Below are 24,985 nucleotides of genomic sequence, written 5' to 3' on the forward strand. Positions count from 1 at the left end.
CTACTCCCTAAAATGAGCTTTAAGACTTGCTATAATTCCTTGCCCATAACTATAAGGACAACAATTTTTAATATATCTTTTTAAATTAGGGGTGGCATTAGCAACCGCATAGCCATGGCGCATACTTTTAAGTAAGGCTAAGTCATTTTCACTGTCGCCAAAAGCAAAGGCTTGCTCTTTAGTCAGATGATACTTTTTTAGCAAATAGCGGGCGACATTTTCTTTTCCGCAAGCTAACGGAATAAAATCAACATCAAATGCATCTTCAGGGTCACCAATATTATGATTACATTGGCTAATAATGACTTTTATCTTGTTCCTTTTTGCTAAAAGCTTTATTACTTTTAATTGCATTGTAAGAGATAAATTATGATTTTCTGCAAAAGCATTAAAATAGTAATAACTATCTTTTAAATTATTATCACTTCGTTCTTCTTTTACTAAAAAAATTTCATATTTTTTTAAAGTAGAAACAATATTATTGATAGATTGTTTGCTATAGGTAGACAGTTGTAAACGTCGCCAGGAAGAATCAACAATGTAATTTTGTTTTTCTCGATAATAAATATCGGTACCAAAACCTACTCCAATGAAATCAGGCCATACCTTGATATCCAATGCATCAATTTTTGCTCTAGCTTCAGCTATATTACACCCTGTAACTATACCAAATACAACAGCATGATTCGTTTTTAGAAATTTTAAGTATAGTTCTAACTCATGAAACCAATAGTGAGAAGGATCTTTATGATCAAAAAGAGTTTCATCTAGATCAAAAAAAATGATGTTTTTTAACATAACTAAATCCCGCAACATTATTTTAAATCTAATTTTACAATTATAGTTAATAAATTGTTTAAATATAAAACTTATTGTTTAAATGGTGATTTTCAATATTGGTGGGATGAATAATAGTGGCTATTTATACCTTTTAAATAAAAGCTTGTCCGATATGAACTATTTTAGGAGTTTATATAAAAGCCGAAGAATCCTTGCTGAGGATTGACGACAATACGCAATAATTATAAATTTAATTGAAAAAAATATATAAATCAATCTGATAAATATAACTTTTATTATATAGATTCAAAGTGTTATATAATGGTATAGCTGCAATAGCACTATATTACAAGGTTACTTCCTCATGAAAATTACGTACCGTCAATATATTACTACTCAGGTGAAATTAAATTATTTCGTGAAAACTAAAAGAGGGCTTGCTAATTAATTAAATACTGCAGCAAACCCTTGCAATTTCGTTACTACTATGTAGCTATAGCTCAGTATCTCTAATTTCTACCACCATAGAGTGCAAAACACTGAACTTACATAGTGTCAAATTATTTTAACCATTTGACTATTAGATAAATTGTATATAAAGCTGATAACCCTACTAAGCAATATACAATACGTGACAAGATACTCATTGGGCCAAAAAGGAAAGCCACTAAATCAAATTTAGCCAAACCAACAAGTCCCCAATTAATACCACCAATAATTAATATAATTAACACTACTACGTCTAATCCATTTATTACTTTCATAGTCCGCCTCACCTTTGTTAATTAATCATTTAACCTTAACATTTTTAGTATAGTTTCTCGTTTAGAATTTATCTAAGTATTAATCTAGCTCTAAAATCTACTATATATAAATAGTTATTTGTGTTGGTTTTAAAATTAATGAATATTTTTTAGACAAGTTAATTAAAAATTGATACAATAAGTCTTCTAACTGATTAAAATAAGATATGGCAAATAAGTTTTTTGACTTTTTTAAAAGCTCGACAGCAGGCCTAAATGCTCATAAATCTAGCGCGTTGACTCAGATAGTTGCTAAACTTGCTTCTACTATACCAGGAAGTAAATTTAACCCAACCGCACAAATTCCCCAAAAAATTATTCAAGCACTCATTGAGTTCTCAACCGTCTTACGTTCAGATGTGGAGATACATGAAAAAGTGCAAAATGGTATATTAGCTCTGCTCGCTACAGCACAATTAGGCGTAGCTACAACCTTATTATTTCAAAATCAAGCCTGCGAAACTAACTCTTCTAATTCCATGTGCCAAAGTGCTTTGATATTAGAAACTTTCTATTCTAGTCTTTTATTATTAGGATGGTGCGTTGGTGAAATTGCAGCGGCTATTGAACAAAACCATCAAGCAAAACCATCAGGTTTAGGTGCTAAGAAAGTAGCTGCCTTTACACAGATAGCCAGTAATTTAATTGATATCTTTAACAAGAATATTACGCCTATTGTTCAAATCCCACAAAAAATTATACAAACTATTACAGGCGTTTATACAGCTTTTCGCTCCGATATAGAAACAAAGGATCGAATACAAAATGGCGCCTTAGGGTTACTTGCTATAGCACAATTAGTCTTAGCCATTATGCTTGTTACTCAAGATAAAAATTGTCAAGGAAATGATGCTGATTCCTTTTGCCATGCTATTTTCTTATTAGAGGCTTTGTATGCAGGTATTTTATCAATTGGATGGAGCGAGAGTGAGATAAAGGCCCATGTAGAGAAAGCAAAACAGGCAGCAGTAGCAGCACAAGTAAATAATAACGTAGTGCCAAATCAAGTGGCTATACCCATAGCTCAACAACAGCAACAACAGCAACAACAGCAACAACAGCAACAACAGCAACAAACAAGTAACTCATGCGTTCTTATTTAAGAGATACATTATTTCTTTATAATACTGCGAAAGTATAAATTAAAGTCTAATTTTGTCACTAACTCTATAAGTCATTAGCTAGGTAAAACCTAACTAGAGCTTTACGACTCTCTTCATATTGTGCTTTTTCCAATTCATTGAATGCGTTGAGAAGGTTTTGAGAATCAGTCTCTCGGGCTAATTTTGGTAGATCCAATCTCAAACCTGAGTGAATGAGATACTGACTTGCGAAAGTACCCATGTCTGCCGTTTTGACAACACCATTTGTTAGAACTGCTAATACATAATTTCCAAAAAGAAAGGCTTCATATTCTTGATTCAATGTTAGGAAGTCACAAAATGACACTTTAATTTTTTGATCAAATAGCTGTTTTTGTGCAAAAAATCCTAATTGGTAGGCTGTTGCATCGACCGAATTTATACCGCCAAAACCTAGCTGAAATTGATAAGAGTGGCGCGTTTCATGAATCAGAAAGAGTAGTGCAGCATGAGGATTTGCATCCGCGAAGAGTTTAATAGGATTTAATATGACTTTGCCAGGTCCTGGTTGGGCTGGGTCGAACTGAAAGAATGTCGACTTTTTTGCAGTGCTATCTAAAAATAACTCTGGAGCAGGCAATCCTGAAGTTTTGACTTGTAATTTAAAGACACGCTGCATTACTTGAATGCGCTCTAATTCATTAAGTTTTGGAAAATTGACTATTAAGTCTGCCAGACCTGGCTCACCTTGAATAGCAGCGATCAAAACATCACCTTGAGCATAGGTAGTTAACAAAGACTCTTCAAGGAAATTTCTAGACTCTATATGTAACACCGAAGCTCCAGGAAAAAGATCCTGGAAAGATGAGTTGGCAAAAAATGTTGGATCCAGAGGTTCTGGTAATACTGTGGTTTGAGAGGGGAAACTGCCAGCCGTCATACCATAGCTAGGCTGAACTACATAAGTGCCAGCATTAAAAAAGATACCCAGCGTAAATGATAAGCTCAATAATCCTAATTGCTTCATATATTTATCTTCCTGATGCTTAAAAGTTTAGCTTTGATTTAGCGATTTTAAATTTTGCCTAGGTCTTTGGCAAATTAGATTAATTAGAGTTTACCCACAACCCATCTATCTTAATGAATACATTCATTATTCTAATAAAGCCATTTAAGCTTCTAGAGCGGGCTTTGTTTCGCCCGTTTAACCGCATTTCCTGAATCCTTTAGTCATTAATTTTAATTTATGTTCATAAGCAGTGGTTCTGAAACCGAATGATTATTAACGTTTTTACTACGTTCTGAAGCAGGCGTAGTTGAAAAGAATCCCAGGCTATTATGACATAGAGTAGTAAATGTTAAACAGCTACTGGTGCCAGCCGTTATTATTGTTACAGGCGTTACTATAACACTGCCTATAGTACTAAATAATACTCCACCTATACTACTAACATAAGTTAAAAGTGGTAAACATTGGTTGAATTGGCTACGTTCGTCTACATTATTTTCAGGAGTGTCACTTAACATAGTTTATAAATCTGTTTAGTTGATTAATTTTTGCAAAGTATAAAGTATTTTTATTAAGGATTTATTAATATAGAACATATTTATTTTCTAATATTTATAATAGATTTAATATTTGAGTAGGTTCTTTAAAATTGCTTTATGAAAAATGACCAAAGCATATCAATAGTGGTGATAATCCTTTTAGTTGCAACATTAGGCCAAGTTGCTTCAGACCTGTATCTACCTTCGTTACCCAGCATAGCAATAAAATTGAATATAAACACAAGTTGGATTCAAATGACTCTGGCAATTTATATGGCAGGATATAGTTTATCACAGCTGATTTATGGGCCTTTATCAGATGCTATAGGTAGAAGAATTCCGTTAATTATTGGTTTATCTATTGCGTTTATTGGAGGGATGGTTTGTTATTTATCATTAGAAATTCATTATTTATTAATTGGTAGATTTCTACAAGGACTTGGGGCAGGGGCTGGAACATCATTAGCTCGTCCAATACTCAGGGATTTATTTGAAAAGGAAAAATTAGCTGTATATAACTCCTATTTAGCAATATCCAGCGTTTTTATTTTGTCGGCAGCACCGGTACTTGGTGGCTATATAGAACAATTTCTAGGTTGGCGTTATAATTTTCTGTTTTTGAGTCTATATAGTTTTATTACCCTTTGTTTTTTTTATGCAAAAGTTTCAGAAACAAACCAACATCACTGTAGGGATAATTTAAAATTATCTAAAATTATTAATAATATAGGTTGCTTATTTAAATCACCTGTTTTTTTAAAATTTTCATTATGCCTTGTATTAACTTATGCTGGAATTTTAGCTTGGTTAACTGCTGCTCCCATAGTCTTACAAGAAAAAGTAGGTCTAACTCCAGTACAATTTGGTTGGATATATATTTTTTCTGGGCTTGGTTTTGCTTTAGGCGGTATTATAAATGCCAATTATGTTACAAAATTTGGTATTAATACTATGATAAATTTTGGTTTTTTATGCCAGTTTAGCGCCGGCTTATTAATGTTGTTATTTTATTTACTAGGGTATATGAATGTTTATGTTATTGTTACCCCTATTGCTATTTTTATGTGCGGTTCAAGTCTTGTATATCCTAATTCCTCAGCAGGTGCTTTAACTCCATTTCCTAAAATAGCTGAGACAGCTGGAGCGATTTTTGGTTTTATGCAAATTTTAGGTGGCGCATTATCAAGTAGCACCATAGCTCTTGTTCATCATAAAAGTCAATTACCTATTGCCATAGCGTTTTTAATTACTTCATTAATATCCATATTAATTTTTTATATACTAAGTATGAAAAAACCTACTAATTGATTAGTTTTAGGCAAATATTAGATTTTAGATTATGACACTAAGTTATACTTACTTCTTTCTTTTACGCTAACAAAAAGCTATGCGGGCCAACAAGTTGTATAATCAGATTCGTCTTTTCGCTTTATCAACCACTGCTTTTGAAACGTTGCTATTATAAAACTTTATTTACTAAGGTTCTCAATTGCCCTTGTTTATCCATAAAACTAACGCCTACTACCTCATAAATTTTAATTGGCGTATTAAATCCTTTTATTTTAACACGTAGATGGCCACTAATTTTTACTAAGTTACCGCCCTCATAACGAGTTGTTTCTGAAATAAGTACTTGACCACCTAAGGTAAGTGCCTGGATTCGCGAAGATAAATTAACTGCTGAGCCTATTGCTGTATATTGTTTACGTTTTTCTGAGCCAATATTTCCTATTACAGCAATCCCGGTATTAATTCCAATGCCCATAGTTAGATTAGGTAAAGATTTTTTCATGTTATGCGTGTTTATTTTCTTTAACGCTAATTGCATTTCAATCGCACAGGCTATTGCTGATAACGCATCATTTTTACTTTCATAAGGCGCGCCAAAAATAACCATTATTGCATCGCCAATAAAAGCATTAATTACACCATTATGTTTTTCAATAATTGATACCATGCAACTAAAATAATAATTTAACAATTCAACTAATTTTTCAGGCGCTATAGAAGCTGCTATTGAGGTAAAATCACGTAGATCACTAAACAAAATGGTAACTTTACGCTTCTCTCCACCCAGCTTAATTTGATTAGGAGCAGTCAAAATTTTGTTGACGACTTCATCAGACATATACGAGCGAAAAATTTTGATAATTAGCTTATTCCGCATTTCAAGCTGTTCTTTTGCTTGGTTTAAAGCTATGTTCGTCTCTCGTAATGATCTTTTTAATTTAGTAATTGCAACTAATGCAAGTTGATCTTCAACTTGTTTTGCTAATTCGTTTAAAAGTTCTATTTCTTTATCTTGCAATTCCCTGGGCTTTTGGTCAGCTACACATAACGTTCCTACTTTAAGGCCAGCAAAGCTTAACGGAATCCCTGCATAAAATCGCATTGGAAATGCCTTACCAAGGGCGGTTGCTTTACTAGCAAACTTTTCGTCTAAAGAAATATCAGGAATAATAAGAGGCTCATTTTTTTTTATAGTAAACTGACAAATTGAAGTACGCCGTGAAGTTTCTTTAACAGTAAAACCACATTTAGCTTTAAACCACTGCCGCTTGCTATCTAAAAAAGCAATATAACCTACCGAAACTCGCAATATACCAATAGCTAATCGTACGATACGGTCAAAACGCTCTTCAGGAGGCGTATCAAGGATTTCAAGCTCATAAAGAGCAGCGAGTCTCTCTTCTTCTTTTTGCTTATATTTAGCCATAAAATCTCCCTTTACTGCATCAATAAGCTAGAAATTAAATTGTTACCTGTTGACAAGCCTTGTTTAATTCTATGTGTTTCACTACTTGAATTTATAAAAGACTAGTTAAAACTTTTAGCCTTAAATTTTTGAAAAAAGAGTCAATTAACTATCCTAAAAATAATTTAAAAATTAATTTCTCTATCTTTATTTTAGTACTTATATAATTACTTATCATCGAAAAATAATTTTCAAGAGATTAACAGAGCCGCTACTGAGCATCCCTAAAAAGTTATCTCTCAAAGTAGCTCTATTTCGCTTACTTGGTCAGAAAAGAGAGAGCATGATGTTTTGGTAACAGTGATTTAAAATCTTATTTATGCTTTGGACCACTAATTGAATTATGACTAAGGAGGCAAGTGCTAGGCTAATTAAGTCGGATTTTTTAAATGAAGGTCTATAATTAGATTAAATTATGACCATAGATAAACGATGACACAGAGAATTATTAAAGAACATCTCGCTCTTTTTGTCGATTATAAGGCAGAACAATGGTGCAAAGAGGTCGCGGAGCAAAATTTACCACAAGAGGTATCTTTCGCTAAACAAGAAGAAATTAGAAAACATGCAAAACAATTAAGGAGTTATCTTACCTCAGGAGGTAAGTGCTTTGCTTTTTCTGTTGCCGAAGGCGCTTTTTCAGCAACAGGCTATGGCAATTGGTGGAAAACCATACTTGCTCAAGTAGCTACTTGGTCACCAGGAAATTTTGATGCATTAAATCAGAGCATCGATTTACAATCTTTTTTACCTACAAGCCATAAAGAACCAGCTCGAACTTGGACTTTAGAAAATGTATTTGAATTTGTATTAAACATTGTTGCAACCGAACAGGCTCAAGTTAAAGAAGCCGTACAATCTTTTTTACCAGAGGAAATTAGACAAGTTCATTACTTTGAGCCTGATAAAAAGTTTTTTGAGATGATGATTAATGGCGAGCTCTTTCAAGCTCAAAGTAAAGCAGTCATTGGTGGTTATTTTAAAACCTCAAAGCTCGCTTCCTTATTAAAAGATAATCAAGAACAGTTGCCAGGTAATATTTGTCTTGCGCATGCAGAAAATCATGTGGTAACTATACAATTTGAGGAAGGGAAATGGGTTGTTTATGATTCTAATTATTCACATGAATCTATTAAAACAATGACTAAATCTTTTGATACGACAGAGGCATGTGTAGAAGAAATTAAATTATGCTTAAAAAGTGAAGCAATGGCTTTAGAGCTTGCCTCATTTAGAGCAAACACACACGTTAAGTTTGATCTTTTTGATAAATTAACTATCCCAGATAGCATACAACTTCTAGAAAGAGGTGGCTTAAATGTTATTGCTCACCATGCGCCCCAACAACTGCAAAAAATTGTTGAGCTCGCTTTTAACTCCCCTGAATTGATAAGAACATTAAGTTTAGCCTTATCTCAAGAAAATCAAATTCAGCGATGTTGTTTATTAGTTATGGCTCGTTATGCATCCAACGAATTAGAAAAATTATTTATTTTAGCACAGGAAAATACCCCACTTGCCCTAGCCATTGCGAAAGCTTTAACCATAAAAAATGATCAACATTGGAATCCATTGCATATGATAGCTGCTCAATCGGCTCCCATCATAGAGTCTTTATTAAATTTAGCAAAGGTTAATAGTGATGTTGATAAAGCCGTGCGTGCTGCTTTAAGTATGACTACCAAACGAGGTAAATCGCCTCTAGACCACCTATCAAAAGATGACCCTAACTTCTCAAAACTTTTAACCTTTCTGTTATTGACCTCTCTCCCCAAAAAAAATTTCTTTAATCCTCTCAAAGAAGACAGCAAATTAGCTCGAGAGGAGTCACAAACTACAAAAATAATACATAGCAAAAAACATTCGTAGAGTTAAAGATAGCTAAAGAAATTTTCTTAATTTAAAGAAGGGTTACAGCTTTTTAATGTTAATCAAGGGCCTATTTAACCAGCTTTATAATTAGATTGTGTTTGCTGCGCCACCGTTATCATCGTAATGTCTTGTTAAGTCCTATTTTAAAGCTTCGCCAAAATGCTTTACCAAATATCTTAATTTGATATAGAGATTCTCTAGTTGAGGTCTTAGCATCATTATCACGACCACTGTAGTAGTGATTAAGATGAGGCTGAATGCTTGTATCGGGAATATAAATTAATAGTGATTTTAAGAGTTCTACCATTATACTTTTAGCTAGTGACTTACCTAAACAGATGCGTTTTCCTGCTCCAAATACGAGTCCCTCGAAGGGATGTTTTAAACCTGTATTTAGCCAAGATTGTGGATTAAAAATAGGACTCTGTATAAATTGGTCAAGGATAATTAGAACTTGGGTGCCAGCTAAGATATTTTTACCTTCAATCATCATATCGACTAAAAGCTCTCTTTCTAAGATGGGGAAGGGGTGCTGTAGGCGAATAGACTCCATAAGTAATGCTAATAGAAAGGTATTATCTCCTTCGGCAGCTTTTTTACGTGTGGCTGCATACAATACCGGATCTTCTCTTAGAAATGTAAAAACAGAGACCATAATATCGCTAACATTTATTTGTGGTGACAAAATAAATGGCTGGGCAAATACAGATAACCACAAAGTAGGATCGTTAATATCCTCATCTACAAGGCCCTCACCATACTTTGAATTTCTAATAATCTCAGTTAAGCGTTGGCAAAAGGCTTGTTTTACTTCTATATCTCCAGATCCCTTTAAAGCAATTTCTTTACGCCACTCAATAGACGCATTATAAAAAAGTATTTCATCCTCTGACTTAATTTTTGTTTCAAATAGAATCTCATATAAAACCCTTAATACAATACGTGATATCTGCTCTGCATTAATAATCAATGATGGATTAAGTTGCACTTCATTTGCTAGTATTTGAATAGCTGAATTTACAAGTAGGGGAGTAACCTCCTTCCAGCGCAAGGTACGAAAAACCTGACAACAATTCATTGAAAGTGCTTTCCAACGCATCCCATCTTCAGATTCTATAGAATAAATTGGTTGCCATGCAGGAATCGCAAAAAGGTGCTCTACAAAAGTGCCTTTTGTATCAGAGCATGCTAAGATTGCTGCACAAAGCTCAGGATCATTATCTAAAATTAAAACCTTTTTTCTCTGCAATAACGCGCAAATTTTTATAAAATATTTGCGTGCTTGGGATGAGCCGCTACCATAGCGAATAAGAGAGACTCCGTTCATAATACATACACCTTAAAGGACTTTAGTAACATTATCTGATAAATTTATAGGCATTAAATAGGCATCTTTAGTCAATAACTTGAACTTGCCTAGCAAACTCGCCTTTTTCACCTTGTGCTAGCAGGAAGCTAACCCGTTGCCCGGGTTTTAACTCTTTATAACCTTGCGTTTGTACTTCAGAAAAATGAATAAATATTTCTCTATTATCGCGATCAGAGGTAATAAAACCATAGCCTTTGATTTTATTAAAACGTTCCACCGTGCCGGTTTCTTTTTGCATCAGTTCTCCTTTTTATCTTATTATTTTAATTTCCTTACCCCTACTTTCCGACCCTTTAATTTACCTGTGCATAAATAATGACAAGCTCTATCTGCCTGCTCTCGCACAACGGCTACATAGGAATTAAATGTTGTAATGTTAATTTTACCAATGCTGTCATAGGCAAGCCCCGCTCCTTTTGTCAAAGTACCTACTATATCTGAAGGGCGAATTTTATCTTTTTTTCCAAGAGTAAGATTTAAAGTTACCATCTGAGGTGGGTTAAGCGAGTCACTTTTTTGGCTTAATTTATTAATTTCTCCCCAAGGTAGCGGAAAGCCTAATTGCTGCTCGATGAGCAATAGTCGAGAGGCATCAGCCGGTATGGTAATACTAATTGCTTTCCCACTTTTTTCCGCTCGACCTGTGCGGCCTATACGATGAATATGAACCTCTGGTTCAAATGCCAAATCATAATTAATGACTGCAGCGAGCTCTTCGATATCTAAACCTCGAGCGGCCACATCAGTTGCAACTAAAATGGGACAGCTATAATTAGCAAAGCGAATTAATGTTAAATCACGCAGGGATTGCTCCATATCACCATGAAGAGCCATAGCATAAAAGCCCTCTTTAAGCAGCCATGATGTAAGTTGGGTCACGTGCTCTTTAGTATTACAAAAAATAAGGGTCGAACTGGGTTGGTGATGTAATAATAAAGTTTTTAATAAGGTAAGTTTATCAGCTTGCCGTGCAACCTCATAAAAACATTGTTCAATAGTTACGTCTGTTTTTTCTTCTTCAATGATAATTGTTTTTGGATTAGAGAGGAATTTGCTAGCAAGCTCTTTAATTTGCGCGGGATAGGTTGCAGAAAATAGCAATGTTTGTCGTTTAAGAGGGGTAAGCGAAATAATTTGTTGTATGGGATCAAAAAAACCCATGTCTAGCATTCGATCAGCTTCATCTAAAACCAATAATTTTAAATTTTGTAAAGACAATGATCCTTTAGCCAAATGCTTTTGTAGTCGCCCTGGGGTACCTACGACAATATGAGCCCCATATTTTAGCGACTCTGACTGAGGTGTCATTGGCATGCCACCTGATAAATTAAGAATTTTGATATTAGGTAAAGTTCTTGCTAATTTTCGTAAAACTTGTGTTACTTGTTCTGCTAATTCACGCGTAGGGCAGATAACTAATGCTTGAATAGCATACCAGTTTATATTAAGAAAATTTAACAAAGCCAAGCCAAAAGCAGCTGTTTTGCCGCTACCAGTCTTGGCTTGCGTAATAACATCAAAGCCTTGCAGCATAATTGGCAAACTTTGTTTTTGAACAGCTGTCATGTCCTTGTAATTTAAAGAAACCAGATTAGTTAATAATTCTTTTCGTAATGGTAACAACGAGAAAGAAGAAAGCTCACTTGTCTTTTTTATTTTATCTTGAGCTTTAATAAGACACATATTGATCATACCCTGAGAATAATAGTAAGAATTTTAACATTTATAAGTATTAAGTTAAATCAAATTAACAATTATAAATACATTTTTATTGCATCTGCGATAACTAATCCTTTTTTGAGAGCCACTTAACTAGTTAAGCTTGTTTCTTATATAATAAACAACAATTTTTTGACTTAATAAAAAACATGTCTTTTCCAGAATGGAACTTCAGTAATTTAATTAATTCTATACAAATAACGCATGTAGAATTATCTAAACGAGCAAGTAAAGCTATTAACCATTGTCTTACTGCAAGAAACTGGTTAATTGGTTATTACATTTCAGAATATGAGCTTCGAGGCGAGGATAGGGCAGGTTATGGTGAAAAATTGTTGGCAAGGTTGGCAAAGCAGTTAGAGAAACTTCAAGTTAGCAATTGCAACAAGCGGCAGCTCTATGATTATATGAAATTTTATCGCTGCTATCCGCAAATCGCGTCGACACTGTCGGCACAATTTAATACTCTTCTTGCTTTTCCAATTAATCAAGCGGAAATAAAAATGCCGACAGCGTCGGCACAATTTGAGCTTCCACCAGAGATGCTCTTTAATAATCTATCCTATAGTCTGTTTAAATTGTTAGTTGATATTGATGATGACTTAAAGCGGTATTTTTATGCAGTAGAATGTATTAAAGGCGGTTGGTCTGTACGTGAATTAAAGCGACAAATTGATAGCTTGTATTTTGAAAGAATAGGCCTTTCTCATAATAAAATAAAATTATCTGAATTAGCACATACATCTAAATTAAATAAAGAAAATAATCTAGCAATTCGTGATCCGTATATTTTTGAATTTCTTGGTTTAACCTCTCAAGAAGTGATGAGTGAATCTCACTTAGAAGCGCAATTAATAGAGAAAATAGAGCACTTTTTACTCGAATTAGGCCATGGATTTTGCTTTGAAGCACGGCAGAAAAGAATTTTAATTGGCGGGGAGCATTTTTTCGTTGATTTAGTTTTTTATAATCGTCTATTAAAATGTCATGTTTTAGTTGAATTAAAGCTTGAAAAATTTACTCATGAAAATATAGGGCAATTAAATACCTATGTTAGCTGGTACAAACAAAATATGATGAGTGAAGGCGATAACCCACCTGTTGGAATTTTACTATGTACCGATAAGAATCATGCCTTAGCGGAGTATGCACTAGCAGGTATGGATAATCAGTTATTCGTTTCTAAATACTTATTAGAACTTCCTAAAAAAGAAGAAATGCAAAAATTTATTGAGAAGCAAATTTCTGAAGTAAAAAAGTAGAAGGTAAACAAAATTAGACTTATTAATCGATATAAAAAACTATTAATTTAATTACCATTCATATTGAATTTTTAAATATCCCAATAACACAAATTTTAATAAAGTCATTGCTAACCTGTTTTATTCAAATAAACCAAAGTTTTAAAAGAGGTAATCAGTTATAGCCAATTATGATGATTATTAATTTGGTAATATAATCTCACTCATCTGGTTAGAAAAAAGTGATATAAAAATGCTATTTACAGACAGAGATTGGTTTCTAGAAGAGTTACCCGAACAAGTTGATTATAGCTGGTTACTCCAATTAATGAAGATTTGGGTAGAAATAGAATCGCTACCATTTAAAATGGGTGTTCTAGCAACAGTAGATGAAAATGGGCATCCAATAAGCCGTACAGTAGCCATCCGTGAAATAAACGAACATGGTTTACTTTTCTTTACCCAGATAGGTAGTGCGAAAGTAGCCCATATTTCAGTTAATCCCTATGTTTCTTTTACTTTTATGTTACCTAATACACAACGACAAATTACAGTTTTAGGTAGAGTAAGACTACTTAGTGAAAGCGAAAGTTTAAGACATTGGGAGACTTATGATCAAGAACGAAGATTACGTTTTTTAGTCTATGGCACAAAGTCTGGGCAGCGGATAAAAAAACAGCAGGAGCTAGATAAGGAACTAATTACTTTAAGGAATCAATACAAAAAAACGCTTCCAGAAAGACCTCAAGAGTATATTGGTTATACAATTGCTCCAGAAAAAATAAGATTTTACCAATTAAATGAACATCGATTGTCAGACTCAATAGCTGCAGTATGTATTAATAACACTTGGACTCTACAGCGATTTGTTCCTTAGCTAGTATATTTAGCACGATATCTCAAAATAGAACTTAAATAAGGGTGGCTTTAATATAACGCCATATAAAAAGTTTATTTAACTTATTTATTAAAGGTAGCAGGGCTGTGTTATTATGTTGAATTTGAAGAATAAGTTCCTTAGTTAAATCTGATAAATTCTAGCATTTGGTTAAGTGGCTAGATTTAAAAATACATAACTTGCCTGGCTCCTGCATATAGTTTATTTAATAAGAAAAATAGATATGTACAAATTCCTTGATTTTTTTAAAGACAAACAAAACCGAATCGTAGTATTCCAGACTCCTAATTGGCCATTGATCTTTTGGTTTATATTCGCACTATTGAATTTTCTTTGGAGCAATAATCAACCAAGAATTCACTATCTTTTACACATGCTTAGTTTTGGTTTTATCTTTACTTGGGCATGGCTTGAGATAACAAGTGGAGTAAATTATTTTCGCCGGGCACTTGGTTTGTTAGTGTTAACTATCGCAGTTTGCTATTGATTCTAAAACAATAAATTAGGCTTAAAGTTTATGGCTAGATATGCTGGCCGGAAGAAAATCGTTATATTGCTGAAGATTAATCCTAGTACTAGATATTTAATTAAAACATTTGAAACATTAGATTAAGACTTTAAAGTATTAAAATACTAGGGATACAGCAGTGACAACGGAAAAAGTAGAAAGAGAAGTTGAATTAATCAAAAAGTAGAAACCCTGCTTTATTAAAAATACATAGATATAGAGATGGATTAAATTTTTTCAATAATAAATTTGAATTCCACTCTTCTCATTCTGAAATATCTTCGTCATATATATTTGATAATACAGATAATGCATATGAGCTGAAAAAATTACTAGGGAAAGGAGCTTTTGGAACTGTTAGGCAAGGAAGAATATTAAAAAAAGATACAAAAGTTGCCATTAAGATCCAAAATATAACAGAACAAATTAAATATCAATTTAAGACCACCGGTAATATAGAACAAGCAACAGATTATGTAATCAATCAAATAGAGATAGAGGAGGCGCTACTTAAATTAACTAATCAATATATAGCTTCAATGAGAAGAAGGAATTTAAAAAACCAAGAAAAACATTATACGATAATGAAATATATTGAAGGATCTCCCTTAAAAGATATTTTCTCTACTTTTACTTTCCAAGAAAAAATTCACGCCTTTATTGAGTTAAGCAGAACAAGTACAATTTTTACATAATAATAATTATCTACATTTAGACATATGGCGCGAAAATATCTTATTTGATGGCCAAAAGGCGATACTTCATGATTATGGATGCGGCGCAAAATTATTAAATCAAACCTTTACAAGTAAATTAAAGGGCTCGCATATTCCACCAGAAATTATTGAGGCCCATGAAACCTGCAAACCATGTATATATGGAAAATTTTCCGATGTATATGCACTAGGTATGACTTTTTATGAATTATTTTATGAAGATTATTATGACTATACATTAGATAGTACACTTGATGACTTTGTCAAAAGATATAAAGCTTATTATAAAGGCGTATTAGAAAGATTAAACTCTGAAAAAGAAAGCCCATTAGCTCACTTAATAATCACAATGATTACCCCTAATTTTAATCAAAGAAGATTAGCTCAAGAGATTTTATCCTGTTTAACATTAATAAACCAAAAATCCAATGTTGAGCCAAAGGTAAATTATGTAATTAAATTTTAATTTTTGTATTTGTGCAAATAGACAGTGCAAATCTATATGATAGAGTGATATATAAAGGAAATCTGCTTAGTGTTGTCCATGATGGCTTAAGACTTTCAATGGGTTATCTTTTTAATAAACGAATCAATAATTAAATTAGAGATATCTTTACGCCAGTTTTTCTCTATAAAGGTAGTATTGAAATTGCTATTGCAGAATTTCTAGCCAATGATATTATGCTTATAAATTTTCTAAATCGACTGAATTCTAACTATGTTTAAAAAAATCGAGCGATTTGATTATAGTGATAATTTAGCTTTCTTAATTGAAGGAGCTAAGATTGCTGAAGAAAACCCAGATAATTTTCCTGGGGAATATTCTATTGTTAAACTAGCTAGAGATAATGAGTGTAGGGTTTTTGATGCTGTTGTAGGTGGTTATACAGTCGAGCTTTATCCTGAGTTATTTAAAAAAGCTACTGAATTTGAGCAAAAAGCTTATTTATATTTCTTGATTGCCTTTTATGAAGCAGAGTTACGAAGTTGGTGGGACGAGGAAGTAGAAGAAAAGCATACAAGTCTATATATTATAGAACATTTTATAGAACCTATTCTGCAAAAATGTAGTGATCTTAATATTTTTGCTGCTCTTCCACCCTGGGCTGATGATTTAATTAAAACTCATGATATGAATAAATTTAAAAGTAGTTTTTTTAAAACCGCCCGTGAAACATTAGGTGTTTTTAATATTCTAAAAAGGTTTTTTTTTAACGAGGGAATAACAGATATTAAGGATAAATTAGAAAAAAAGATGGTTCATCTCGCTAATCAACGCTCTTATGAAAACTTATTAAATTATCTAAATGAACATAAAAATATTACAACAGTCTATGGATTAATAGGTAATATGCATCTAGATATAGCCAATGATTTTTGTTGCGTGAAAACAAGTACAAAATTTGATAATAATGTTGGCTATTGTCATGCAGAACTTGATGTAAAAGATAGAACTGTTAATCTTTATCTTTTTGGAGGCGTGCACAAGCAAAAGGAGCATACAGAAAGACTATTGGAACATCTATCAACGCATGGACTGGAATCTAGCTCAGAGTCAAAACAGATAATTAAGTAATATCCATTAATTAATCATCTACTTTACTAAAGACATTTTTTAAGTGCAAACAAAAAGGCTTGGGTCTTCATAAATCTAAACTTTAAAGAGAGTTTAGAACAGCGATCATTAAAAATGATATTTTAAAAAAATTATTTATCAAAATTGGCATAGAGTACTACGCCAATTTGATAATCTTTTATAAATAAAATAACCTTAAATTGTTAAATCAAATTGATTATCAGAATCTTCAAGAAAAGGGGTAGTATAATTAATATTTTTACTGGGATTATATACATCACCAACTGTATAACCATCATCAAATGTAATTCGTCCATCGGGTATTAGAGATACCATAGGTTTTATTAAGTTACTATCAGGTATACATACCTTAGGAAATTGCGCTTTCTCTATGTATGAAATAATATCACAAATTAAAATTGGTTGCGGGCGCGTTACCCCTGGAACTATTTTAATATCCTTCATTTCATCAAATAAACTTTGGCTTAAATTATTTACAAACTCTTTCATCTGCTCTTGAGTAATTTGTTCACCGACGCTCCAAGAAGCCTCCGTTATGCCATTGGAATTTATAACTGGCACTGCAACGATTAATTGATTTAGAAAATACTTTGCAAGTGCCTGAAAGGCTTCGAGAGGAAAAACTTTTTGCACTGGTTTTTCAACTTGTTTAAACATATACATACAACAACTCCTCAATTTAACTACTTTAAATAATTAATAATATGTTTTTTTAATAGTACATTGCTTAATCTCTCTTTAAGACTGAGCTCAATAAAGACATTACTTATCAAAAATTGTATTATAGCGGCAAATTACTGTTATTCATTCCTAGAAAATTAAAGAAATTAAACTTTATTTTCTTTTCCTAACTCAGAAATTTTATCCAACTTATAAATTTAAATAATCTACCCATTTGGATTGGCCTAACTATCTTAAATAATTGATGCTTCTGATGGAATAATAAAACTTAACTATTTAAGTTAAGAAGTATAAAAATAAAGTTATAATAAAAGCTAACGTATTTGCAAAAATTACTATTAATTATGATAAATTTTAATCAAGCTTATTGAATTAATTCTCTTCTATCCCTTGTGTTCTTTTAAATGTGGGGTATTACTTGCATTCATATCTCTATTGAGCTGAAATGTTATATCAGACACAATAAATTCTGCATAAAAATAAATAATACATATACAAAATGATAGGTGTATTTGATATTTTAATAATCAACCGATATTCTACCTTTAAAATTGTTCCAGGATAAACAATGCTTCGTTCCACTTCTCAATTAAAAATGTTTAAAATTTTTATGTTAATAGGGGCGCTTTCAGCAATGACTGCTCTAATATTAGGTGCTTTTGCAGCGCATGTCTTAAAGACAAAATTTAGTGGCTATCAGATGCAAATTTTTCAAACAGGTATTATGTATCAATTTATCCATAGTTTTTCCTTGTTGTTTGTTGGGATAATTCTTTGGCAATTTAACACACGAATACTACAAGTAGCGGGTTGGTCTTTTTTTACTGGTATCCTGCTTTTTTCAGGAAGCTTGTATTTAATGAGCTTGATGCAAATAAAAGCACTTGGAATAATCACCCCATTTGGTGGAGCTTGCTTTATCCTTGGCTGGTTATTGTTAGCTGTTGGAATATATAAGATAAATTAATAGTAGAAGCTTCAACCGGGAGCAGTCAGACAGATTACACCCTAATTAATTGAGTTAATCAAAAACAAAAAAAACTATATGATAGTTGACCATGTAAAGAGAAGTTCAAAAATACTCTTAAATTAATGCAAAGTGATATTCCCTTTATTGATAAACTTACTGTGATGTTGAAAAAACGATGCTATCGTATACTTTCTAAAAGTCGACAAGGAGAAGTGATGCCACAAGAGATAACGGAGCAAGAAACGGTTGATAATAATTCAGCAGGTAAAAGTAAGATAAGTCCTGATGTTTATGAAAACGCAAGAAAATTTAATACTCAAATTGCTACTAGAGGGCCTGCAGTACTGTATGCCTTAAGTAAAGCAAGTGAACCTTTGACTAAAGGAAATACAGTTACTGGTATTGGTAGTATGGTTATGGGTGCATTTGGATTTTTTGGTAACCGGTATTATAAAAATAAAGGTGATGATTCGGCTTATACTTATATGGGCCAAATAGTTGGAGGGGTGCAATTTACAGCCGGATTTATGTTATTGGCAATTGAGGCATTTGAAACATATACTGATTCTGGCGAAGCCAGCCCTTTATTGAAAGTTTTGGGAATGGCTGGAATGGCTTTGGCATTAACTGAAAGCGCCTTAGTTTTGATTAATTCTTATTTATATGGAGATGGCGCACCTAGAGTATCATCAGAAGTCAAACCTAAAATGAATTAACTCATTTTTAGAAAACATCTATTTAAAGTTAAATGTAGCAATTGTCTTAAAATTAAATTTTAGATAGTTGCTACATTTTATATTATTTGCAACTAAGCCTTATTTATTACCAAATAGTGGCTTTCTAAATAAGTAACAAACCCTATTACTAAGACACTTCTTTCAATAGACAAAAGACATGCCCTTATACTTAATTTCCAGTTCACTAAGTGTAATAAGTTAAAGAACAAATGCTATTTATTTTATTTATTACTTTATTCTTTAGAAAAGATAACATTTCACATCAACTGTCTAAGGTTTATTTTGATTTTTTACTTTTTTACAGTCGATAGTAGGATTAATAACCTTCCTATCTTGGGCAAGAATGGCAAGCGTTTTTATTTTTAACTTATGTTTTGAGTTAAAGAGAGAATTAAATAAACTTTTCATAACAATGCTCCTTTATTTAACGCGATGAATGACATGAGTCACCACACCTAACAGCTTAAATTCCACATCAGCATTCAATATAATAGGCTGATAATGAGGATTTTCAGGTAATAATTGAATTTCATGGTCTAAAATAGCTAAGCGTTTAACCGTTGCATCCCCATGTATGACTGCAATGACAATATCACCTGAGCAAGCTTCTAATTTGCTGTCAACGACAAGCATGTCACCCTCATAAATATCTGCATCTATCATGGAGTCACCAGAGGCTGTGACTAAAAATGTTGATTCAGGTTGAGCAGCAAGATGGGTATTTAAATCAATGTATTCTTCTCTACTATCATCAATCGGTGTAGGACATCCTGCACGAATGGTAGTTGAAAAAAAGGGAAGACCTACCTTTAATGATCTTGTTGACAAAGAAGCTTTCACAGCATTTAGCTGCGAACGGGGGATACGAACAATACAAGTACTTTCACCATATTGTCCACTGCCTTTAGGACGGCCAGCGCCCGGTCGCTTACCACCATGTGTCATGAAGACCTTCTTGATTTTTGTTTCATATTTCAAGATACTACCTTTACTTCATTTTAAAGTAAATACTGAGCTTGGTTTAAATTATTTAAAAGGGGTGATTTGTTAAAAAACAAATAAGCATTGATTTATTAATTAATTTATTTAAGTAGTGCCATAGCAAGCCTTACTAGAAATGATGTACTTAGCATTTATGAAAAAAATAACTAAAGTTTAATTAAGTAATATTTTAAACTATCCTAAAAACACCGGCGCTAAGCTATAGAGTATAAAGTTGCATTATTCTGATTCTTAAAACTGTCGTTGCTAAAGATTATTTTCTATTATTTCTCGGGCTTATAGACTTACTTGAAATAAAGAAGAATATACAAGATCATGTCAACTAAACGTAGCTCTTATAAAATCAAGCAAAATTTTGATTAAAAGGATTTACTTATTTTAAGGACACCAAAGCTATTGCGATTAAATAAAGTAATGATGAGACAAATTTAAAGCAGTAAAGTGAATCTAGAAAGGTAATTATCAATGTCTAAAAATATCAAAATTCTCGTCATTGGCGCAGGTATAGCAGGTCCTGCAGTTTGTTATTGGCTAAAAAAATTTGGTTTTTCTCCTGTTTTGATTGAAAAATCTGCTTCTATTAGAAAAGGGGGGCAAGCGCTAGATATCCGTGGCATAGCAACGCAAGTTGCTAGAGAAATGAGCATCTATGATAAAATATGCGCTATGCGCACGCGAATAGAATGTGGCCGCTTTGTAGATACGACTGGTAAGGTGCTTCATGAGGAGCACGGTGAGAAATTTGGGTTCAGGCAAGATGACGAAGTCGAAATCCTTCGTGGTGATTTGGTTGAAATCCTGATGGAAACAATTGCTGATGTACCTTGTTATTTCAATCAATCCATTATTAACATGCAGCAGAATGCTAATGCTGTTATGGTCACTTTCAAGGATGGTAAGGTTGAAAAGTATGATATCGTAATCGCGGCAGATGGCATTCACTCGGCTACAAGACGCATGATTTTCGACAAAAATGAATATCAGTTAATTCATCTGGGATCATATCTTAGTACATTTACCATTCCAAACTACCTTGGCTTGCGTCACATGGATTTAGAGTGTGAAGCTAATCATAAGCTGATTTCAATCAATAGCGATAATGATCCTGAAATAGCACGAGCTGGATTTATGTTCCGATCACAGCATACCTTGAAAGATATCCGTGATGAGCGGGAGCAAAAACAATTCCTGCGTGATACTTTTCACGATTTTGGCTGGGAAACAAAAAATATTTTAAATCGCATGCCAGAAAGCAATGATTTTTATTTTGATGCTATTATGCAAGTAAAAATGAATAGTTGGACTAAAGGTCGAATAGCGCTTGTTGGCGATGCAGGATATTGTCCTTCTCCATTATCTGGCCAAGGTAATAATTTGGCATTTGTTGGAGCCTATATCCTAGCGGGTGAATTAAAAGCTGCTACTGGAAATTATATACAAGCTTTTACCCGTTATAATGAACTACTACGTCCCTTTGTTGATGTTAATCAAGAATTTGGTGCTTGGGTGAGTAAATCATTTCTTGTAGAAGATGAAGTTTCTAAGGAAATTGCCGAAGAACGTTCAAATAAAATCTTAGCTATGATTAAATCAGTTTCGAATGCGATTACCTTGCCTAAATATAAATAATTACTTGGTTGAAACAGCAAGTATAGTCTGGGTGTGCAGCGCTGAACGGCCAAGCCCAGTTTTCACTTTGTTTCGCTCAGGCTAAATTTCTAATATATTACAAATTAAATTTACGCAGAACATAAAATATGTTTAAGGTGATAACATAACAATATCCCAAAACTATATCTCATAGAAAAACTAATTTTTTAATTTGTTAAATAAAAACCTGCCTCTACATAGCTTAATACAAAAAGTACTTATTAAATCTACTCAACGAAGATTACCAGAGAAAATGTAAAACCTATATTAGAATTAAATGAATTAGGATTATAGCTAGACCTACAAGTTAATATTTCTTAGCTTTGATAATATTTGCAATACGGCCCGAACAATAGCACCTAATAGCGCCATTTTCATAACGATGATGGACTGCGACAAGTTTTATGTCTCAAGGCTATGTAATTTATTTTGTCATAGGCCAGTTTTGACGATAATTTAGACTTCTATACTATAATAATAGAAAATTACCCATATTTTTAGCTTTTTTATTAATATACATAAGTTAATTAATGTTAAATAAAGTCAAATAATTTAATTTAATATAACGAGAAACAGCCATGGAAGCACCATTAATTCCAAAAAACGAAGAACTACGTTTAGAAAGTCTCTATAAACTCAATATTCTAGATACGGGCGCTGAAGAACGTTTTGATAGAGTTACAAGGCTTGCAAAACGTTTATTTAGTGTACCTATTGCCTTAGTTAGCATTGTTGATTCGAAACGTCAGTGGTTTAAGTCTAAGCAAGGTTTAGAAGCTACCGAGACACCTCGAGAGATTTCCTTTTGTGGGCATGCCATTTTCAAAGATACGACTTTAATTATTGAAAATGCTCTTAATGATAAACGATTTGAAGATAATCCGTTAGTATTAGGTGCACCAGAAATACGATTTTATGCTGGTCAGCCGATTAAAAGTCCAGATAAATATGCGATAGGCACACTATGTATCATCGATAGCAATCCAAGAAAGTTAAATTATGAGGATATTAATTTATTAGAAGATTTGTCCAGCATGATTGAGGATGAGATTGCAAATTTACTGTTATCAAGCACTGATGAATTAACTAAATTAAGTAATCGACGGGGATTTAATCAGCTAGGTCAACATAGCCTAAATTTGTGCCAACGTCTTAATAAGCCCCTGTGTTTATTTACAATGGATTTAAATGATTTTAAATTAATTAATGATACCTATGGGCATGATGCCGGCGATGATGCTTTAAGGTGTTTTTCAACTATATTACTAGATACTTTCCGTAAATCAGATGTGATAGCAAGAACAGGCGGTGATGAATTTATTGTATTGACCTCTAACGTAACTCCTGAAGAAACTTCTGTCATTCAACAACGATTACAAGATGCCATTGACCAATATAATCAGATTAGCGGTAAACCTTATCAACTTCGGTATAGTATTGGTTTAACTTATATGAAGCCAGGTATACAAGAGCTTTCATTAAATGATTTAATGAAACAAGCTGACCAAAATATGTATATTCATAAGAAAACTTTAAAAAACTTTAGATAATACTAAGAGGTGATTTAAATCATGCACCTCTTTAGGAAAAGATAAACCAATGTCTGGCTAGGCGGCACTAGAACTGAAGTATCCTTTATCAATGAACAGTTCGGAATTTACAATTGAGAGCTACCTAAAATTTAACTTTTCTTATCTTTAATAGTATTTGCAACGCGGCCACAATTACTACCAGCCAACTTTATAATAATAGTCAAGTTGAGTCATTATCAAATAATCGATTGAGTTGAAAAATATAGCTAGTACTGTTTTTCTCGGTAAATGTATAGTATCACTAAGGTAGATGGCCGTTTAAAGTTGGAGCTAAGATAAGGAATTGGGTGACCTAGTTAGTTGAACAATACTAGGTTTTAAAATTACCCATTCTATCTGAATTTATTTCTTGTTCAATATCAGCATCATGAATTTCTTCAGCTTGAGATGTTTTTTGCAATGCCTCTACTTGCTTGAGATTCTCAGAAGTACTACCAACTTCGCAAGAATGATTTGTTGGTAACATAAAAATGAGTTCATCAGTTTTTAATAAATCTACTAATTGTTGCTTAAGCATCTCGTACAAACTATGAAAATTTTCATCTATAAAAGGAAATTGCCTTTTTAATTCCTTGTGTAGAGCTGGCGATAGTTTACTAAAGTTAGGAAGCGGGGCTTTCGAGGCAGAATTAAAAAGTTCATTTAACTCAGTTATAATACTTGCATCAGCAGCTATTTCTCTATCTTTAGGTAGCTTTTCTAGGATGGTTTGAAAATTAAGTAACAATTTAACATGGGTAAAAAAAGAAATTAAGTTATCATAAGCCTTAAGTGTAGACACAGACTGATGGCCAATCGTAATCATGCTTGTTAAAGAGATATGAGCTGGATTAGCCAAATCCTCCCTTAAATACGGGGTTAATTTATCAATAAATTCAGTAAATAAGGGCATTCTTTTTAGAGACTCGGCCTCACGCATATCTAATGAATGCAATAGGTAATGGTAAGCTTTTATTTTACTTAGTAAGGATTCTAAATTTATTTTATTAGATTCCCTAAACTTTTCTAAAACTTGTTGCTTTTGCTCTTTGCTTAAATCCTTATCGTCTAAAAAATTTAAAAATGTTGCTAAGTTCGATTCACTAGCTGTTTTAGGTAACAGAAAATGAAAGTGTTGATGACTTGATTTTTTAAAAAAATTCGACAAATGTTTATTATGAGCAGCATGCGCAAAATCATGCAGCGGCCCCTCACCCATCGATAAAGTAGAATAGTTATTTAAGAGGTTTTCATAGTTGTTTTGAAAGTTTTCTACTGCTTCTGCAGGAACGTAAATACTAACAAATGGCCCATTAACTTTAATTTTTACAATAAGCGAGTTTTTAGGAAATTTTATTGTAAACATAATTGATAGGTTTAAAAAGAAGAAAATATGTACAATTATAGAACTATTTAGTCGCTATTTCAAAATTGGGGACTGTAAGCTTGAAAAATAAAGTAATGTAGATATTAAGCAAGGCACGTT

22 protein-coding genes and 1 pseudogene are annotated in these 24,985 nt (G+C 32.8%); 11 read left to right on the top strand and 12 right to left on the bottom strand.

From position 1 onward, the window contains the following. The gene (locus ACNVED_RS15015) at positions 1–798 is read right to left on the bottom strand and encodes an HAD-IIB family hydrolase (protein WP_419421371.1); all 798 of its coding nucleotides are present in this window, start codon (positions 796–798) and stop codon (positions 1–3) included. Positions 799–1,340: 542 nt separating this feature from the next. Then, entirely contained in the window at positions 1,341–1,544 is a 204-nt protein-coding gene (locus tag ACNVED_RS15020; RefSeq protein WP_419421372.1) for a DUF378 domain-containing protein, read from the bottom strand. Between the two features lie 206 nt (positions 1,545–1,750). On the opposite strand from ACNVED_RS15020, the gene ACNVED_RS15025 reads away from it, so the two are divergent. Further along, complete coding sequence (locus ACNVED_RS15025; protein WP_419421373.1) at positions 1,751–2,686, top strand: hypothetical protein; 936 nt, start codon at positions 1,751–1,753, stop codon at positions 2,684–2,686. Between the two features lie 64 nt (positions 2,687–2,750). On the opposite strand, the gene ACNVED_RS15030 is transcribed toward ACNVED_RS15025, so the two are convergent. Together ACNVED_RS15030 and ACNVED_RS15035 are read right to left on the bottom strand one after the other, a co-directional pair. After that, entirely contained in the window at positions 2,751–3,692 is a 942-nt protein-coding gene (locus ACNVED_RS15030; RefSeq protein ID WP_419421374.1) for a hypothetical protein, read from the bottom strand. A 212-nt stretch (positions 3,693–3,904) separates the two neighbouring features. Beyond that, positions 3,905–4,192, bottom strand: coding sequence for a hypothetical protein (locus ACNVED_RS15035; protein ID WP_419421375.1), 288 nt, complete (start codon positions 4,190–4,192; stop codon positions 3,905–3,907). A 138-nt stretch (positions 4,193–4,330) separates the two neighbouring features. Here ACNVED_RS15035 and ACNVED_RS15040 point away from each other — a divergent pair, with 138 nt between their 5' ends. Then, the gene (locus tag ACNVED_RS15040) at positions 4,331–5,521 is read left to right on the top strand and encodes a multidrug effflux MFS transporter (protein WP_419421376.1); all 1,191 of its coding nucleotides are present in this window, start codon (positions 4,331–4,333) and stop codon (positions 5,519–5,521) included. A gap of 151 nt (positions 5,522–5,672) precedes the next feature. Here the strand turns inward: ACNVED_RS15040 and ACNVED_RS15045 are convergent, their stop codons facing one another. Further along, the gene (locus ACNVED_RS15045) at positions 5,673–6,929 is read right to left on the bottom strand and encodes an adenylate/guanylate cyclase domain-containing protein (RefSeq protein WP_419421377.1); all 1,257 of its coding nucleotides are present in this window, start codon (positions 6,927–6,929) and stop codon (positions 5,673–5,675) included. A gap of 471 nt (positions 6,930–7,400) precedes the next feature. Here ACNVED_RS15045 and ACNVED_RS15050 point away from each other — a divergent pair, with 471 nt between their 5' ends. After that, positions 7,401–8,837 (top strand): hypothetical protein, encoded by a 1,437-nt coding sequence (locus ACNVED_RS15050; protein WP_419421378.1) that lies wholly within the window; start codon positions 7,401–7,403, stop codon positions 8,835–8,837. A 118-nt stretch (positions 8,838–8,955) separates the two neighbouring features. Here the strand turns inward: ACNVED_RS15050 and ACNVED_RS15055 are convergent, their stop codons facing one another. The 3 genes from ACNVED_RS15055 to dbpA all read right to left on the bottom strand — a co-directional run bounded on the left by ACNVED_RS15055 (position 8,956) and on the right by dbpA (position 11,892). Beyond that, on the bottom strand, positions 8,956–10,167 hold the full coding sequence (locus tag ACNVED_RS15055) for a cytochrome P450 (RefSeq protein ID WP_419421379.1): 1,212 nt from the start codon (positions 10,165–10,167) through the stop codon (positions 8,956–8,958). Positions 10,168–10,234: 67 nt separating this feature from the next. After that, positions 10,235–10,447 carry a cold-shock protein gene (locus ACNVED_RS15060; protein ID WP_419421380.1) on the bottom strand — a complete coding sequence of 71 codons (213 nt, stop codon included), beginning with the start codon at positions 10,445–10,447 and terminating at the stop codon, positions 10,235–10,237. Between the two features lie 20 nt (positions 10,448–10,467). After that, positions 10,468–11,892, bottom strand: coding sequence for an ATP-dependent RNA helicase DbpA (gene dbpA, locus ACNVED_RS15065; RefSeq protein ID WP_419421381.1), 1,425 nt, complete (start codon positions 11,890–11,892; stop codon positions 10,468–10,470). Between the two features lie 185 nt (positions 11,893–12,077). On the opposite strand from dbpA, the gene ACNVED_RS15070 reads away from it, so the two are divergent. From ACNVED_RS15070 to ACNVED_RS15085, 4 genes and pseudogenes are all read left to right on the top strand, one after another. Beyond that, positions 12,078–13,190, top strand: coding sequence for a PDDEXK nuclease domain-containing protein (locus tag ACNVED_RS15070; protein WP_419421382.1), 1,113 nt, complete (start codon positions 12,078–12,080; stop codon positions 13,188–13,190). Between the two features lie 232 nt (positions 13,191–13,422). Further along, positions 13,423–14,046 carry a pyridoxamine 5'-phosphate oxidase family protein gene (locus ACNVED_RS15075; protein WP_419421383.1) on the top strand — a complete coding sequence of 208 codons (624 nt, stop codon included), beginning with the start codon at positions 13,423–13,425 and terminating at the stop codon, positions 14,044–14,046. A 1,210-nt stretch (positions 14,047–15,256) separates the two neighbouring features. After that, positions 15,257–15,757: pseudogene (locus ACNVED_RS15080) on the top strand (protein kinase domain-containing protein); the annotation flags it as partial. A 252-nt stretch (positions 15,758–16,009) separates the two neighbouring features. Further along, a complete protein-coding gene (locus tag ACNVED_RS15085; protein ID WP_419421384.1) occupies positions 16,010–16,867 on the top strand; it encodes a hypothetical protein in 858 nt (285 codons plus the stop codon). Between the two features lie 195 nt (positions 16,868–17,062). Here the strand turns inward: ACNVED_RS15085 and ACNVED_RS15090 are convergent, their stop codons facing one another. Then, positions 17,063–17,551, bottom strand: a complete 489-nt coding sequence (locus ACNVED_RS15090; protein ID WP_419421385.1) for a hypothetical protein — start codon at positions 17,549–17,551, stop codon at positions 17,063–17,065. A 586-nt stretch (positions 17,552–18,137) separates the two neighbouring features. Between ACNVED_RS15090 and ACNVED_RS15095 the strand changes: the two genes are divergently transcribed. Next, entirely contained in the window at positions 18,138–18,536 is a 399-nt protein-coding gene (locus ACNVED_RS15095) for a DUF423 domain-containing protein (RefSeq protein WP_419421386.1), read from the top strand. A 218-nt stretch (positions 18,537–18,754) separates the two neighbouring features. Continuing rightward, complete coding sequence (locus ACNVED_RS15100) at positions 18,755–19,255, top strand: hypothetical protein (RefSeq protein ID WP_419421387.1); 501 nt, start codon at positions 18,755–18,757, stop codon at positions 19,253–19,255. 291 nt (positions 19,256–19,546) lie between these two features. Here the strand turns inward: ACNVED_RS15100 and ACNVED_RS15105 are convergent, their stop codons facing one another. Together ACNVED_RS15105 and ACNVED_RS15110 are read right to left on the bottom strand one after the other, a co-directional pair. Beyond that, positions 19,547–19,684, bottom strand: coding sequence for a hypothetical protein (locus ACNVED_RS15105; RefSeq protein ID WP_419421388.1), 138 nt, complete (start codon positions 19,682–19,684; stop codon positions 19,547–19,549). A gap of 12 nt (positions 19,685–19,696) precedes the next feature. Beyond that, complete coding sequence (locus tag ACNVED_RS15110; RefSeq protein ID WP_419421389.1) at positions 19,697–20,221, bottom strand: LexA family protein; 525 nt, start codon at positions 20,219–20,221, stop codon at positions 19,697–19,699. A gap of 522 nt (positions 20,222–20,743) precedes the next feature. Here ACNVED_RS15110 and ACNVED_RS15115 point away from each other — a divergent pair. Further along, positions 20,744–21,907 carry a tetracycline destructase gene (locus ACNVED_RS15115; protein WP_419421390.1) on the top strand — a complete coding sequence of 388 codons (1,164 nt, stop codon included), beginning with the start codon at positions 20,744–20,746 and terminating at the stop codon, positions 21,905–21,907. A gap of 599 nt (positions 21,908–22,506) precedes the next feature. Continuing rightward, positions 22,507–23,478 carry a sensor domain-containing diguanylate cyclase gene (locus ACNVED_RS15120; RefSeq protein ID WP_419421391.1) on the top strand — a complete coding sequence of 324 codons (972 nt, stop codon included), beginning with the start codon at positions 22,507–22,509 and terminating at the stop codon, positions 23,476–23,478. Positions 23,479–23,830: 352 nt separating this feature from the next. On the opposite strand, the gene ACNVED_RS15125 is transcribed toward ACNVED_RS15120, so the two are convergent. After that, the gene (locus tag ACNVED_RS15125) at positions 23,831–24,865 is read right to left on the bottom strand and encodes a hypothetical protein (RefSeq protein ID WP_419421392.1); all 1,035 of its coding nucleotides are present in this window, start codon (positions 24,863–24,865) and stop codon (positions 23,831–23,833) included. Positions 24,866–24,985 lie beyond the last annotated feature (120 nt).

It is taken from the genome of Legionella sp. D16C41, from assembly GCF_048541585.1.
Classification (GTDB): Bacteria; Pseudomonadota; Gammaproteobacteria; order Legionellales; family Legionellaceae; genus Legionella_C.

Coding starts and splice junctions, on each gene's coding strand:
- ACNVED_RS15110 (WP_419421389.1), bottom strand. CDS start 20,221: ATGACACATGGTGGTAAGCGACCGGGCGCTGGCCGTCCTAAAGGCAGT.
- ACNVED_RS15100 (WP_419421387.1), top strand. CDS start 18,755: ATGCCACAAGAGATAACGGAGCAAGAAACGGTTGATAATAATTCAGCA.
- ACNVED_RS15105 (WP_419421388.1), bottom strand. CDS start 19,684: ATGAAAAGTTTATTTAATTCTCTCTTTAACTCAAAACATAAGTTAAAA.
- ACNVED_RS15070 (WP_419421382.1), top strand. CDS start 12,078: ATGTCTTTTCCAGAATGGAACTTCAGTAATTTAATTAATTCTATACAA.
- ACNVED_RS15045 (WP_419421377.1), bottom strand. CDS start 6,929: ATGGCTAAATATAAGCAAAAAGAAGAAGAGAGACTCGCTGCTCTTTAT.
- ACNVED_RS15025 (WP_419421373.1), top strand. CDS start 1,751: ATGGCAAATAAGTTTTTTGACTTTTTTAAAAGCTCGACAGCAGGCCTA.
- ACNVED_RS15075 (WP_419421383.1), top strand. CDS start 13,423: ATGCTATTTACAGACAGAGATTGGTTTCTAGAAGAGTTACCCGAACAA.
- ACNVED_RS15015 (WP_419421371.1), bottom strand. CDS start 798: ATGTTAAAAAACATCATTTTTTTTGATCTAGATGAAACTCTTTTTGAT.
- ACNVED_RS15050 (WP_419421378.1), top strand. CDS start 7,401: ATGACACAGAGAATTATTAAAGAACATCTCGCTCTTTTTGTCGATTAT.
- ACNVED_RS15115 (WP_419421390.1), top strand. CDS start 20,744: ATGTCTAAAAATATCAAAATTCTCGTCATTGGCGCAGGTATAGCAGGT.
- ACNVED_RS15120 (WP_419421391.1), top strand. CDS start 22,507: ATGGAAGCACCATTAATTCCAAAAAACGAAGAACTACGTTTAGAAAGT.
- dbpA (WP_419421381.1), bottom strand. CDS start 11,892: ATGTGTCTTATTAAAGCTCAAGATAAAATAAAAAAGACAAGTGAGCTT.
- ACNVED_RS15040 (WP_419421376.1), top strand. CDS start 4,331: ATGAAAAATGACCAAAGCATATCAATAGTGGTGATAATCCTTTTAGTT.
- ACNVED_RS15020 (WP_419421372.1), bottom strand. CDS start 1,544: ATGAAAGTAATAAATGGATTAGACGTAGTAGTGTTAATTATATTAATT.
- ACNVED_RS15090 (WP_419421385.1), bottom strand. CDS start 17,551: ATGTATATGTTTAAACAAGTTGAAAAACCAGTGCAAAAAGTTTTTCCT.
- ACNVED_RS15125 (WP_419421392.1), bottom strand. CDS start 24,865: ATGTTTACAATAAAATTTCCTAAAAACTCGCTTATTGTAAAAATTAAA.
- ACNVED_RS15095 (WP_419421386.1), top strand. CDS start 18,138: ATGCTTCGTTCCACTTCTCAATTAAAAATGTTTAAAATTTTTATGTTA.
- ACNVED_RS15085 (WP_419421384.1), top strand. CDS start 16,010: ATGTTTAAAAAAATCGAGCGATTTGATTATAGTGATAATTTAGCTTTC.
- ACNVED_RS15030 (WP_419421374.1), bottom strand. CDS start 3,692: ATGAAGCAATTAGGATTATTGAGCTTATCATTTACGCTGGGTATCTTT.
- ACNVED_RS15035 (WP_419421375.1), bottom strand. CDS start 4,192: ATGTTAAGTGACACTCCTGAAAATAATGTAGACGAACGTAGCCAATTC.
- ACNVED_RS15055 (WP_419421379.1), bottom strand. CDS start 10,167: ATGAACGGAGTCTCTCTTATTCGCTATGGTAGCGGCTCATCCCAAGCA.
- ACNVED_RS15060 (WP_419421380.1), bottom strand. CDS start 10,447: ATGCAAAAAGAAACCGGCACGGTGGAACGTTTTAATAAAATCAAAGGC.